Below are 13,298 nucleotides of genomic sequence, written 5' to 3'. Positions count from 1 at the left end.
CCCCATCCCCGACCCTTCCCCATCCAAGGGGAAGGGAGAAAAACGAAAAGTATCGTCAGGAGAGCCCACCGATGACCGTCCCGATCCGCAACCACGACATCGCCGAGCTCAAGCGCCTCGATCTGGCCCACCACCTACCGGCCCAGGCCGATCACAAGGTCATCGCCGAGCTGGGCGGCAGCCGGATCATCACCCGCGCCGACGGGATCTACATCCACGATGGCGAGGGCCACCAGATCCTGGACGGCATGGCCGGCCTGTGGTGCGTCAATGTCGGCTACGGCCGCAAGGAGCTGGCCGACGCCGCCTACGAGCAGATGCTGGAGCTGCCGTACTACAACACGTTCTTCAAGACCGCGACGCCGCCGACCGTGACCCTGGCGGCCAAGATCGCCGAGAAGATGGGCGGCCAGCTCTCCCACGTGTTCTTCAACTCGTCGGGGTCGGAGGCCAACGACACGGTCTTCCGCCTGGTCCGCCACTACTGGAAGCTCAAGGAGCAGCCGTCGCGGACGGTCTTCATCAGCCGCTGGAACGCCTATCACGGCTCGACCGTGGCCGGCGTGTCGCTGGGCGGCATGAAGCACATGCACCGCCAAGGCGACCTGCCGATCCCCGGCGTCGAGCACGTCATGCAGCCCTATCCGTTCGGCGACGGTTTCGGCGAGGATCCCGACGCCTTCCGCGATCGCGCCGTGAAGGAGATCGAGGACAAGATCCTGGAAGTCGGCCCCGAGAACGTCGCGGCCTTCATCGGCGAGCCGGTGCAGGGCGCGGGCGGGGTGATCATCCCGCCGGACGGCTACTGGCCGGCGGTCGAGGCCCTGTGCCGCAAGTACGGCATCCTGCTGGTCTGCGACGAGGTGATCTGCGGCTTCGGACGGCTGGGCCAGTGGTTCGGCCACCAGCACTACGGCATCAAGCCCGACCTGATCGCCATGGCCAAGGGCCTGTCGTCCGGCTACCTGCCGATCTCGGCCGTGGGCGTGGCGGACCACATCGTCGCCGAACTGCGCGAGAAGGGCGGCGACTTCATCCACGGCTTCACCTATTCGGGCCACCCGACCTGCGCGGCCGTGGCGTTGAAGAACATCGAGATCCTGGAGCGCGAGAGCCTGATCGAGCGCACCCGTGACGACACAGGGCCGTATCTCGCCAAGGCGCTCGCCTCGCTGAACGACCACCCGCTGGTCGGCGAGACCCGCTCGCTGGGCCTGATCGGCGCGGTCGAGATCGTTCGCGAGAAGGGGACCAACAACCGCTTCCTCGACAAGGAAGGCGAGGCCGGTCCAGTCGTCCGCGACCTCTGCATCAAGAACGGCCTGATGGTCCGCGCCATCCGCGACAGCATCGTCTGCTGCCCGCCGCTGATCATCACCCACGCCGAGATCGACAAACTTGTCGCCATCATCCGCCAGTCTCTGGACGAGGCCGAGCCCGTGCTGCGCGCCTTGAAACCGGAGGCCGCGGCATGAAGCCCAAGCACAACAAGGCCAAGCGCGAGACCACGCTGAACCGGGGCGTCTCGTCGCTCGAAGAGGCCCAGGCCTGGTTCGCGCGGCAGAGCATCGAGGAGATCGAGTGCGTCGTGCCCGATCTGGCCGGCGTGGCGCGCGGCAAGATCATGCCGGTGCGCAAGTTCCTGGGGACGCCGTCGATGAACCTGCCGCTGGCGGTGTTCTACCAGACCATCACCGGCGACTTCCCCGAGTTCGAGGGCGCGGTCAGCGCGGTGCAGTCCGACACCGACATCTTCCTGACCCCGGACTTCGCCACGCTCGCGGCGGTGCCGTGGGCCCAGGACCCGACGGCCCAGGTGATCCACGACGCCTTCCACCCCGACGGCCGTCCGGTCGAGGAGGCCCCGCGCCAGGTGCTGCGGCGGGTTCTGGCGCTGTACGCCGAGAAGGGCTGGGTGCCGATCGTCGCGCCGGAGATCGAGTTCTACCTCGTCGACAAGAACACCGACCCGGACTACCCGCTGAAGCCGCCGATCGGTCGTTCAGGCCGCCCGGAGACGGGCCGTCAGGGCTATTCGATCAGCGCCGTCAACGAGTTCGATGCGCTGTTCGAGGACATGTACGAGTACTCGGAACGCCAGGGCCTGGAGATCGACACCCTGATCCACGAAAGCGGCGTGGCGCAGATGGAGATCAACCTGCGGCACGGCAATCCGCTGGAGCTGGCCGACCAGGTGTTCATGTTCAAGCGCACCATCCGCGAGGTGGCGCTGGAGCACGAGATCTACGCCACCTTCATGGCCAAGCCGATGGCGTCCGAGCCCGGCAGCGCCATGCACATCCACCAGTCGATCGTCGACAAGGATGGGCAGAACCTGTTCTCGCACCGCAAGTCGGGTGAGGAGACCCCACTGTTTCACGGCTTCATCGCCGGCCAGCAGACCTACCTTCCGGCGATCATGGCGATCCTGGCGCCGTACGTGAATTCCTACCGCCGGATCGCGCGGGATAGCGGCGCGCCGGTCAACACCCAGTGGGGCTACGACAACCGCACCTGCGGGCTGCGGGTGCCGCCGTCGGACCCCGCCAACCGGCGTCTGGAAAACCGCATTCCCTCGTCGGACGCCAATCCCTACCTGGCCATCGCCGCCTCGCTGGCGGCCGGTTATCTGGGCATGACCCAGGGGCTGACGCCCAGCGATCCGGTCGAGACCGACGCCAGCGTGGCGGGTGTGCAGTTGCCGCGCAGCCTGTCGGAATCGCTGAAGCTGTTCGAGCAGTGCGAGCCGTTGGTCGAGATCCTGGGGCCGATCTTCTGCCAGGCCTATGACCGCGTGAAGCAGGCCGAGTACGAGACCTTCATGCGCACGATCAGCCCGTGGGAGCGGGAGTTCCTGCTGCTGAATGTCTGAGCCGTACGGCGCGGGGAACTGGTACGCGGCGACCGCGACCGGGGTCTCCGCGCTGCCGCCGCTCGATGGCGACGTAACGGCCGATGTCTGCGTCGTCGGCGCGGGCTTCACCGGGCTCGGCGCGGCCATGGCCTTGGCCGGGCGGGCGAGCGTCGTGGTGCTGGAGGCCGGCCGGGTCGGCTGCGCGGCCAGCGGGCGCAACGGCGGTCAGATCCATACCGGCCAGCGGCGCGACCAGGCCTGGCTGGAGAAGACCGTCGGCCGCGACGACGCCTTGGCCCTGTGGCGTCTGGCCGAGGACGCGCGGGTTCATTTCAGAACGCTGACCGACGCGATCGGCTGCGACTGGCGGCCGGGCATGATCCACGCCCGTCACAAGCGCGGCGGCGAGGCCGAGGACGCGGCCTATGCGGCGCTGATGGCCGACCGCTACGGCTATGACCAGCTCGCGCTGATCGACGAGAAGGACCTCGCCTGCGAGCTGGGGACCGACGTCTATCACGGCGGACTGATCGATCGCGGCGGCGGCCATGTGCATCCGCTGAAGCTGGCGCTGGGCATGGCGCGCGGCCTGACGATCCATGAGAACACCCGCGCCGAGACCTGGCGACGCGAGGGCGGCAAGATCGTGGTCGAGACCGCGACCGGCCGAGTGACCTGCGACCAGCTGATCCTCTCGGGCGATGGCTTGCTGAACGCCATGGCCGGCAAGGCTCGCGCCTGGGTCATGCCGATCAACAACTTCATCGCCGTCACCGCACCGCTGGACGACGTGGCCGAGACGATCATCCGCTCGAACGCGGCGGTGTCGGACAGCCGCTTCGTCGTGAACTACTTCCGCAAGACGCCTGATGGCCGGCTGCTGTTCGGCGGCGGCGAGAACTACCGGCCGGGCTTTCCGAGCGACATCGCGGGGATGGTCCGCAAGAACCTGGCCAAGGTCTATCCGCGGCTGGCCGACGTTCCGATCACCCACGCCTGGGGCGGGACCCTGGGCATCACCATGAGCCGCATGCCCTTCGTCGGCGAGATCGCGCCCGGGGTGCGGGTGGCCTCCGGTTACTCAGGGCAGGGCGTGATGTTGGCGCCCTATGTCGGCAAGCTGCTGGCCGATGCGGCGCTGGGCGAGACCGCTGGCGTCGAGCTGCTGTCCCGCGTCCCGACCCCGCCGTTCCCGGGCGGCCGCCTGCTGCGCTGGCCGCTGACGGTGGCGGGCTTGACCTGGTACGCGCTGAGGGATCGTCTGTAGTCAGGGCAGGGGAGGCCCTCGACATGTTCAGATCGACGATGATCGCCGCCGCCGCGCTGCTGGCGCTCGCCGCGCCCGCACACGCCCAGAAGCCGGGTAGCTGGAAGGATTTCCCGGGCGTCTCGAACACCTCCTACATCGACGCCGCCGGCCAGAAGGCCCTGCAGCTGTCGATGGACATCCCGGCCACGCCGCGCCAGGTGTTCGACGCCTTCGCCACCACCGACGGCTTCAAGAGCTGGGCGGTCGCGGTCGCCAAGGTCGACCTGCGCACCGACGGCATGATCGAGGCGAGCTACGACCCGAAGGCCCAGATCGGCGCGCCGGGCAACATCAAGAACCAGATCGTCACGTTCATTCCCGACCACCTGCTGGTGATCCGCAACGTCCAGGCGCCGGACGGTTTTCCGGGCAAGGCCGAGTTCCAGAAGACCGTGACGATCATCGAGCTGACGCCGATCGAGGGCGGCACGCGGGTGCGGCTGACCAACACCGGCTATGGCGACAGCGAGGCGGCCAAGACGGCGTACGGCCACTTCGAGTGGGGCAACGCCTACACTCTGGCCGAGCTGAAGAAGAAGTTCGCGAAATAGATCCTCCCCCTCTGGGGGAGGTGGCCTCCCCGGGTCGCGCAAAGCGCGCGCCCGAGGATAAACTCCGGGCCGGAGGGGGCTGCGCGGCGACGGCGGTGCTGCCCCCTCAGTCGGCTTCGCCGACAGCTCCCCCAGCGGGGGAGCATCTTCGATTGACACCCTCGCCAACGCTCCGCTCTCCTCGCTGAATGGACACCGCCACCCAGCCCGCCCTCAGCCTCACCCAGGCGTTCGAGCATGCCGAGCGCCTGCTGGAGGTCGATCCGCGGATGGCCGCCGAGCAGGCGCGGGCGATCCTGGAGGCGGTTCCGCGTCACGCCGACACCACCCGCCTACTGGCCGCCGCCCTGCGTCTGTCGGGTGATCCGCAAGGCGGCCACGACACCGTCGCGCCGCTGGTCGCCGCCCTGCCGAACCTGCCGCTGGCCCAGCTGGAGCTGGCGCTGAGCCTGGAGCAGTTGGGCCGCACCGCCGAGGCCGTCCGCGCCTTTGACCGGGCCAGCGCCCTGGAGCCGCGCCTGTCGGAAGCCTGGCGGGGTCTCTCCGAAAACCTCGACCTGCTGGGCGACAGTGTCGGCGCCGAGAAGGCCCTGGCCCGCCAGCTGCGCGCCTCGACCCGCGACCCGCTGCTGATGGAGGCGGCCACCGCGCTGTCCGACAACAAGCTGGGCGAGGCCGAGCGGCTGCTGCGCGAGCGGCTGAAGGCCGACGCCGGCGACATCGCCGCCATCCGCATGCTGGCCGAGACCGGCGCGCGCCTGGGCCGCTATGCCGACGCCGAGGGCCTGCTGACCCGCTGCGTCGAACTGGCCCCCAACTTCGCCGCCGCGCGGCACAACCTGGCGACCATGCTCTATCGCCAGAACAAGAACGCGGAGGCCCTGGCGCAGATCGAGATGCTGACGGCCAAGGACGGCCGCCATCCGGGCTATGCCAATCTCCACGCCGCGATCCTGGCGCGCTTAGGCGAATACGACCGCGCCATCGCCGTCTATGAGCGGGTGCTGAAGGACTATCCCAATCAGCCGAAGGGCTGGATGAGCTACGGCCACGCGCTGAAGACCGTGGGCCGCCAGGCCGACTGCGTCGCGGCCTATCGCCAGACCCTGGCCCTGCAGCCGACCTTCGGCGAGGCGTGGTGGAGTCTCGCCAACCTCAAGACCGTCAAGTTCACCGACGACGACCTCGCCGCCATGACCTCGGCCTTGGAGGCTCCGGGCCTCGAGGATGAAGACCGCCTGCATCTCCACTACGCCCTGGGCAAGGCGTTCGAGGACGCCGGCCGCTGGGACGCGTCGTTCGCGCGCTACGCCGAGGGCGCGGCGATCCGCAGGAAGCAACTGGCCTATGACGCGCAAGAGAACGCGTCCGACACCGCGCGGACCAAGGCGGTGTTCACCCCGGCCTTCCTGGCGGCGCGGGCCGGGCAGGGGTCGCAAGCCCCCGATCCGATCTTCGTCGTCGGCCTGCCGCGCTCGGGCTCGACCCTGGTCGAGCAGATCCTGGCCAGCCACAGCCAGGTCGAAGGCACCATGGAGCTGCCCGACCTGATCGTCATGGCCCGACGCCTGGGCGGCAAGACCGCGACCCGCGCCGAGTCGACCTATCCCGAGAGCCTGGCCGACCTGTCGCCCGACGACCTGAAGGCCCTGGGCGAGGAGTTCCTGGAGCGCACCCGCATCCAGCGGAAATCGGGCAAGCCGTTCTTCATCGACAAGATGCCCAACAACTTCGCGCACGCCGGGCTGATCCACCTGATCCTGCCCAATGCGAAGATCATCGACGCCCGCCGTCATCCGCTGGGCTGCTGCTTCTCGGGCTTCAAGCAGCACTTCGCCCGGGGCCAGGCGTTCAGCTACGACCTGACCGATATCGGCCGCTACTACGCCGACTATGTGGCGCTGATGGCGCATTTCGATGCGGTGCTGCCCGGTCGTGTGCATCGGGTGATCTACGAGCACATGATCGCCGATCCGGAGGCGGAAATCCGCGCTTTGCTGGCCCACTGCGGGCTAGCGTTCGAGGAGGCCTGCCTGTCGCCGCACCAGAACGACCGCGCCGTCCGCACCGCCAGTTCAGAACAGGTGCGCCGCCCGATCTTCAAGGACGCCGTCGAGCACTGGCAGAAATTCGAATCGCACCTGGACCCGCTCAAGCAGGCATTGGGACCGGTCCTGGACGCTTATCCAAACGCGCCGGTTATTTGACCATCTCAACGCGACCTCCATCGTGCCTTGCCATTTGTGCAACACTTCAAGGAATTGACACCAAACTGAAATTTCCAATCTTGCCGAGGCCTTGAGGCGGGTCGAACCTCGTTCGCCGAGAGCCTGCCTTAGCAGGCTCTCTTTCAAAGGTAGAGCGCGTCCGGGCGGCGAACCGATTACACTTCGCCTGACGCGCTCCCAGCCGCCAAGGGGAGCGACTAAATGTCGTCGGGTTCGGTTCGTTTGAAGAAGGTCGGCGTCTGCTCCGCCGCCCTGTTTGCCTCCACAATGTTCACCACCGCGGCCTATGCCCAGGCCGCCCAGGCGCCGCAGTCATCGACCTCTCTGGAAGAGGTGGTCGTCACCGCCCAGAAGCGGTCCGAGAACCTCCAGGACGTGCCCGTCAGCATCCAGGCGCTGGGCGGCGAAAAGCTGGAGCAGCTGCACGTCGCGGCCTTCGTCGACTATGTGAAGTACCTGCCCAGCGTGTCGTTCACGACTTCGGGCCCTGGCTTTGGCCAAGTCTACATGCGCGGCGTGGCCAGTGGCGGCGACGGCAACCACTCCGGCTCTCTACCCAGCGTCGGCGTCTATCTGGACGAACAGCCGGTCACCACCATCCAGGGCGCGCTGGACATCCACGTCTATGACGTCGCCCGGGTCGAGGCCCTGGCCGGTCCGCAAGGCACGCTGTACGGCGCCAGTTCTCAGGCCGGCACGATCCGGATCATCACCAACAAGCCGACGACCAGCGGCTTCTCGGCCGGCGTCGATGTCGAGGGCAACAAGGTCGATCACGGCGGCTGGGGCCACACGGTCGAGGGCTTCGTCAACATCCCGCTATCGGACAAGATCGCCGTGCGGGCGGTCGGCTGGGACGTTCGCGACGCTGGCTATATCGACAACGTGGCCGGCACGCGCACCTATGATCGCGGCGACACCGACCCGACCAACGACTACACGATCAACAACAAGAGCCGGGTGCGCGACAACTACAACCGCGTCTACACCCAGGGCGGCCGCGCGGCCCTGCGCATCGAGGTCGACGACAACTGGGTGATCACCCCCAGCGTCATGGGCCAGGTGCAGAAGTCGGGCGGCCTGTTCGCTTTCGACCCCAAGGTCGGCGACCTGAAGGTCACGCACTTCTATCCGGAAAGCGCCAAGGACAAGTGGGTCCAGGCGGCCATGACCATCGAGGGGCAGATCGCCAATCTCGACGTGACCTATGCCGGCTCGTACCTGAAGCGGAACGACGAGACCAACCAGGACTACACCGACTACTCGTACTTCTACGACCAGATGGGCTACGGCTTCTACTGGACCGACGACGCCGGCAAGCTGGTGAACCCGTCGCAGTACATCCAGGGCCGCGACCGCTATCGCAAGGAAAGCCACGAAATCCGCATCGCCTCGCCGCAGGACCAGCGGTTCCGCTTCGTGGTCGGCGGCTTCTACCAGAAGCAGAAGCACGGCATCTTCCAGAACTACAAGATCGACGGGATCGGCAATTCGATCTCGGTCGAGCAGCATCCGGGCACGATCTGGCTGACGGCCCAGGAGCGGGTCGACCGCGACAAGGCCGTGTTCGGCCAGGCCGAGTTCGACATCACCGACAAGCTGATGTTGACCGGTGGCATCCGCTTCTTCAAGGCCAACAACACCCTGGTCGGCTTCTTCGGCTACGGCTCGGGCTATTCCAGCAGCAATGGGGTGGCCGCGTGCTTCAGGGCCGCGACGGTGGCCAATGCGCCTTGTGACAACCTCGACAAGGGCACCAAGGAAAGCGGCAACTCGCCCAAGGTCACCCTGACCTACAAGTTCGACAGTTCGAAGCTGGTCTACGCCACCTATTCGAAGGGCTTCCGTCCGGGCGGCATCAACCGCCGGGCGTCCCTGCCGCCGTACAAGGCCGACTATCTGAAGAACTACGAGGCGGGCTGGAAGACCACCTGGCTGAACAACAGCTTCCGCTGGAACGGCGCGGTGTTCATGGAGGACTGGACCGGCTTCCAGTTCTCGATCCTGGGGGCCAACGGCCTGACCGAGATCAAGAACGCCAACCAGGCCCGGATCAAGGGCGTGGAAAGCGACGTCACCTGGGTCCCGGTCCACGGCCTGACCATCAACGCCTCGGCCGCCTATACCGACGCCAAGCTCTCGGCCAACTACTGCGGGGTGACCGACTCCGCGGGCAATCCGATCACCACCTGCGCCACGCCCCAGGCGCCGGACGGCACCCGCCTGCCGATCACACCGAAGTTCAAGGCCAACCTGACGGCGCGATACGACTTCAATATCGCCGACTGGGACGCCTTCGTGCAGGGCTCGGCCGTCGGCCAGACCAGCAACTGGACCGACCTGCGGATCATCGAGCGCAGCATCATCGGCCAGCAGAAGGGCTACACGACCGCCGACTTCTCGGCCGGCGTCGACAAGGCCGACCTGTCGATCTCGATCTATCTGAAGAACGCCTTCGACAAGCGCGCCAGCCTGAACCGCTACGCCGAATGCGCCGAACAGGTCTGCGGCGCCCAGTACTACATCGTCCCGAACCAGCCCCGGACCATTGGGGTGAAGCTCGGGAAGAAGTTCTAGTTCAGGCTCATACGTCTCGGGGGCGGTCCATTGGGCCGCCCCCTTTTCGTTTCAACCCTATCCCCGTTTTCCCGGCGAAAGCCGGGACCCAGATTCATCCGGAGCGTCTGGAGTTGATGCGCCTTTTCGCACAGCCTGGGGTCAAGAACGCCCTGGGCTCGATCTGGGCCCCGGCGTTCGCCGGGGAGAACGGAATTTGATGAAGACCTCGGATCCAAGACCCCTCGGCCTGTGGATGTGCACGGCGCTGGTCGTCGGCAACATGATCGGCTCGGGCGTCTTCATGCTGCCGGCCTCGCTGGCGCCGTATGGCTGGAACGCCGTCATCGCCTGGCTGCTGACCATCGGCGGGGCGCTGTGCCTGGCCTTCGTCTTCGCCCGTCTGGCCGAGGCCTTCCCGCGCGCCGGCGGGCCGCTGGCCTATACGCAGGAAGCGTTCGGACCGACGGCCGGCTTCATGGTCGCCTGGGCCTACTGGATCTCGATGTGGGTCGGCAACGCGGCCATCGCCACGGGCGGGGTCAGCTATCTGTCGGTGTTCTTCCCGGCGCTGGCCAAGGTCCCGGGGCTGGCCGCCATCGTCACGGTCGCCATCGTCTGGGCGCTGACGGCGGTCAACTGCTGGGGCTCCAAGTCGGCCGGGCGGTTGCAGGTGGTCGCCACGATCCTGAAGCTGCTGCCGCTGGTCGCCGTGGCCGGGCTGGCCGCCGTCATCCTGGCGCGCAAGGGCGGGGCGGCGGTGACGCCGTTCGAGCCTTCGCAGCTGTCGGCCGGCGGCATCACCGCCGCCGCGACGCTCACCTTGTGGGCTCTGCTGGGCCTGGAGTCCGCCACCGTCCCCGCCGACAAGGTGCATGAGCCGACCAAGACCATCCCCCGCGCCACGCTCTACGGCACGGCGTTCACGGGGCTGATCTATCTGGTCGTCTGCTCGGCGGTGGTGCTGCTGTCGCCGGCCGACCTGCTGAAGAACTCCAACGCCCCGTTCGCGGACTTCGTCGGCTATCACGGCGGCGGCGACCTGCGGCTGGTGCTGGCCGCCTTCGCCGCGATCAGCGCCTTCGGGGCCCTGAACGGCTGGGTGCTGCTGCAGGGCGAGATGCCCTACGCCATGGCCCGCGACGGGGTGTTCCCGGCCTGGCTGGCCAAGGTCGGTTCGCGCGGCACGCCGGTGCGGGCCCACGTGCTGTCCAGCGCCCTGCTGACCGTGCTGGTGCTGATGAACTACGCCAAGTCGATGGCCGATCTCTTCACCTTCATCGCCCTGGTGGCGACCTCGGCCAGCCTGTTCACCTACCTGTTCAGCGCCCTGGCGGCCCTGCGCCTGCAGCAGGTCAAGCGGATGGGGGCGTCCATGCCGCTGACCGTGCTGGCCATCCTGGCGGCGGTCTATTCGGTCTGGACCCTCTACGGCGCGGGGACCTCGGCCACGCTGTGGGGCGTCGTGCTGCTGCTGGCTGGTCTGCCCGTCCGCTTCCTGACCGCCCGCGCGGCGCGTCCCGTTCCGGAGATCGCCTCATGATCGTCGCCCTGCTGCTCGCGGTTCAGATCTCCTATGTCCACGCCGGCAAGCTCGTGGATCCCCAGGCCGGCAAGGTGCTGACCGACCAGCTGATCCGCATCGAGGGCGAGGCGATCACGTCGGTGACCCCGTGGAAGACCGCGCCGAAGGACGGCCCGGTCACCGACTGGAGCAAGCTCACCGTCCTGCCCGGCCTGATCGACATGCACACCCACCTGGTCGATCAGGAGCAGACCGAGAACATCGCCGAGCCGCTGCTGACCACGGCCGCCTACCAGTCGTTCATCGCCGCCGACCATGCCCGCAAGACCCTGATGGCCGGCTTCACCAGCGTCCGCGATGTCGGCACGTGGCGGGCGTTCGGCGACGTCGCTTTGCGCGACGCGATCAACAACGGCCTGGTGCCGGGACCGCGCATGTCGGTGGCCGGCGCCTACATCACCGTGCCCGGCGGGGGCGGGGATATCACCGGCATCTCCGACGACGTGAAGCTGCCCGACGAGATGCGCGTGGGTGTGGTCCAGGACGCCGCCGACACCCATCGCAAGGCCGCCAACATCCTGGCCCACAAGGCCGACTTCTTGAAATTGATCGCGACCGGCGCGGTGCTGACCGTCGGCACCGAGCCCGGCCAACTCGAGCTCTCCGAAGACGAGATCCGCGCCGCCGTCGAGGAGGCCGCCAAGCGCGGGACCTACGCTACCGCCCACGCCCACGGGGCCGAGGGCATGAAGGTCGCCATGCGGGCCGGGGTGCGCTCGATCGAGCACGGCTCGCTGATGGACGACGAGGCCATCGCCATGATGAAGGCCAAGGGCGTGTTCCTGGTCGCCGACATCTATGACGGCGACTGGATCGACGAATACGGCAAGGCCCACGGCTGGCCCGCCGAGACCCTGCGCAAGAACTACGAAACGACCGAGGCCCAGCGCGAGGGCTTCCGCAAGGCGGTGAAGGTGGGGGTCAAGATCGCCTTCGGCACCGACGCCGGCGTCTATCCGCACGGGCTGAACGGCCGCCAGCTGCCCTACATGGTCAAGTACGGCATGACGCCGATGCAGGCGATCCAGTCGGCGACCACCGTGGCGGCCGAGCTGATGAAGAAGACCGGCAAGGTCGGCTGCGACGCGGCCGGCTGCTACGCCGACCTGATCGCCGTGCGGGGCGATCCGCTGGCGGACATTTCTACCCTGACCCGCGTGCCCAAGGTGATGAAGGGCGGCGTCGTGGTTAAGGACGAGCCGTGATTTTGCCTCAAAGACGGTGAAAAAGCGCACATCGCCTCTGGCCCGGATCATGCATTGTGCATCGCAGCGCAATTTGATTGTGCAATAGCGAAACAACTGTCATGTCGGCGTGGTTAGTGCCACGTTGAGTACGTCCAAGGAGGTCTCCATGACCGAGAATCACTACTACGTCCGCCCGGTCGCCGGTGTGTGGCACGTGACCTGGAACGACTCGGCCGACCTGATCGGCAGCTATTCGTCGCAAGCCGAAGCCGAGGCCCTGGCCCAGCTGCTGGCCCGCCACATGCTGGCTCAAGGCCGCAAGGCCCAGGTCCATGTCGACGAGCCGGAAGTCCGCACCCCGTCGTGGGGCCGCAACCGCGCCGCCAACCAAACGGCGTACGCGGCTTAATCCAGCCAGCTACCTAGCGCGCGCGTTACGATCGCGCGCGCGTCCTGTGGGCTGAAGGTCGCCGGGTCCAGGCACAGCTCCAGCCACAGGCCATCGACGCTGGCCGTCAGGGCGATGGCGGCCAGGCGGGTGTCACGCACGCCGGCCTCGCTCAGCAACTTCTCCAGCCGCGCGCGGAAGTCCGCGTAGGACGCCGCATGGATCGCGGCGATGCGCGGCTTGGTCTTCACCAGACTCCAGAACCCGATCCAGGCGGCCAGCAGCTGTGGGTCCAGCACTGGCGCCGCGAAGCTGGCGCCGAGATAGGCCAGCAGCCGCTCGCGCGGGGTCGGGCCGGCGGCCTCGATCGCCGCGTCCAGCGCCGCATCGATCCGCTGGCTGACGGCCTCGTAGGCGGCCGCGATCAGCTCGTCGACACCTTCGAAATAGTGGCGCAGCAGGCCGGGCGACACGCCGGCCTCGGCGCAGATGGCGCGGACGCTGGTCCCGCCGACGCCCTCGCGGGCGAGGACGGTCTCGGCGGCGGCGACGAGGGCTTGGCGGCGGACGTCGGGGGTTTCGCGGGTGAAGGCGGCGCGCAAGTTTTAGCCCTCCCCCTTGATGGGGGAGGGTTGGGTGG

Annotated in this window: 10 protein-coding genes; 9 read left to right on the top strand and 1 reads right to left on the bottom strand. The window is 67.6% G+C overall.

The features are described from left to right. Positions 1 to 71: 71 nt before the first annotated feature. From AC07YH_RS26075 to AC07YH_RS26035, 9 genes are all read left to right on the top strand, one after another. Positions 72 to 1,475, top strand: coding sequence for an aspartate aminotransferase family protein (locus tag AC07YH_RS26075; RefSeq protein ID WP_494749801.1), 1,404 nt, complete (start codon positions 72 to 74; stop codon positions 1,473 to 1,475). Then, positions 1,472 to 2,872, top strand: coding sequence for a glutamine synthetase family protein (locus tag AC07YH_RS26070; RefSeq protein ID WP_494749800.1), 1,401 nt, complete (start codon positions 1,472 to 1,474; stop codon positions 2,870 to 2,872). The genes AC07YH_RS26075 and AC07YH_RS26070 overlap by 4 nt, the downstream gene beginning before the upstream one ends. After that, complete coding sequence (locus AC07YH_RS26065; RefSeq protein ID WP_494749799.1) at positions 2,865 to 4,121, top strand: NAD(P)/FAD-dependent oxidoreductase; 1,257 nt, start codon at positions 2,865 to 2,867, stop codon at positions 4,119 to 4,121. The genes AC07YH_RS26070 and AC07YH_RS26065 overlap by 8 nt, the downstream gene beginning before the upstream one ends. A 23-nt stretch (positions 4,122 to 4,144) precedes the next feature. Next, complete coding sequence (locus tag AC07YH_RS26060) at positions 4,145 to 4,714, top strand: SRPBCC family protein (protein WP_494749798.1); 570 nt, start codon at positions 4,145 to 4,147, stop codon at positions 4,712 to 4,714. Between the two features lie 188 nt (positions 4,715 to 4,902). Then, a complete protein-coding gene (locus AC07YH_RS26055; protein WP_494749797.1) occupies positions 4,903 to 6,921 on the top strand; it encodes a tetratricopeptide repeat-containing sulfotransferase family protein in 2,019 nt (672 codons plus the stop codon). Positions 6,922 to 7,143: 222 nt separating this feature from the next. Then, positions 7,144 to 9,519: a TonB-dependent receptor gene (locus tag AC07YH_RS26050; RefSeq protein ID WP_494749796.1), complete on the top strand. Its 2,376-nt coding sequence runs from the start codon at positions 7,144 to 7,146 to the stop codon at positions 9,517 to 9,519. Between the two features lie 199 nt (positions 9,520 to 9,718). Next, positions 9,719 to 11,041, top strand: coding sequence for an amino acid permease (locus AC07YH_RS26045; protein ID WP_494749795.1), 1,323 nt, complete (start codon positions 9,719 to 9,721; stop codon positions 11,039 to 11,041). After that, the gene (locus AC07YH_RS26040) at positions 11,038 to 12,288 is read left to right on the top strand and encodes a Xaa-Pro dipeptidase (protein WP_494749794.1); all 1,251 of its coding nucleotides are present in this window, start codon (positions 11,038 to 11,040) and stop codon (positions 12,286 to 12,288) included. The genes AC07YH_RS26045 and AC07YH_RS26040 overlap by 4 nt, the downstream gene beginning before the upstream one ends. A 148-nt stretch (positions 12,289 to 12,436) precedes the next feature. Continuing rightward, complete coding sequence (locus AC07YH_RS26035) at positions 12,437 to 12,679, top strand: hypothetical protein (protein WP_494749793.1); 243 nt, start codon at positions 12,437 to 12,439, stop codon at positions 12,677 to 12,679. Here the strand turns inward: AC07YH_RS26035 and AC07YH_RS26030 are convergent. Next, positions 12,676 to 13,260, bottom strand: coding sequence for a TetR/AcrR family transcriptional regulator (locus AC07YH_RS26030; protein ID WP_494749792.1), 585 nt, complete (start codon positions 13,258 to 13,260; stop codon positions 12,676 to 12,678). The two genes, AC07YH_RS26035 and AC07YH_RS26030, sit on opposite strands and share 4 nt — an antisense overlap. Between the last annotated feature and the right edge of the window lie 38 nt (positions 13,261 to 13,298).

It is taken from the genome of Caulobacter sp. GW456-12-1-14-TSB4, from assembly GCF_059424195.1.
This window is presented reverse-complemented; position numbering and strand designations above follow the sequence as displayed.

Coding starts and splice junctions, on each gene's coding strand:
- AC07YH_RS26040 (WP_494749794.1), top strand. CDS start 11,038: ATGATCGTCGCCCTGCTGCTCGCGGTTCAGATCTCCTATGTCCACGCC.
- AC07YH_RS26055 (WP_494749797.1), top strand. CDS start 4,903: ATGGACACCGCCACCCAGCCCGCCCTCAGCCTCACCCAGGCGTTCGAG.
- AC07YH_RS26065 (WP_494749799.1), top strand. CDS start 2,865: ATGTCTGAGCCGTACGGCGCGGGGAACTGGTACGCGGCGACCGCGACC.
- AC07YH_RS26060 (WP_494749798.1), top strand. CDS start 4,145: ATGTTCAGATCGACGATGATCGCCGCCGCCGCGCTGCTGGCGCTCGCC.
- AC07YH_RS26070 (WP_494749800.1), top strand. CDS start 1,472: ATGAAGCCCAAGCACAACAAGGCCAAGCGCGAGACCACGCTGAACCGG.
- AC07YH_RS26050 (WP_494749796.1), top strand. CDS start 7,144: ATGTCGTCGGGTTCGGTTCGTTTGAAGAAGGTCGGCGTCTGCTCCGCC.
- AC07YH_RS26045 (WP_494749795.1), top strand. CDS start 9,719: ATGAAGACCTCGGATCCAAGACCCCTCGGCCTGTGGATGTGCACGGCG.
- AC07YH_RS26075 (WP_494749801.1), top strand. CDS start 72: ATGACCGTCCCGATCCGCAACCACGACATCGCCGAGCTCAAGCGCCTC.
- AC07YH_RS26035 (WP_494749793.1), top strand. CDS start 12,437: ATGACCGAGAATCACTACTACGTCCGCCCGGTCGCCGGTGTGTGGCAC.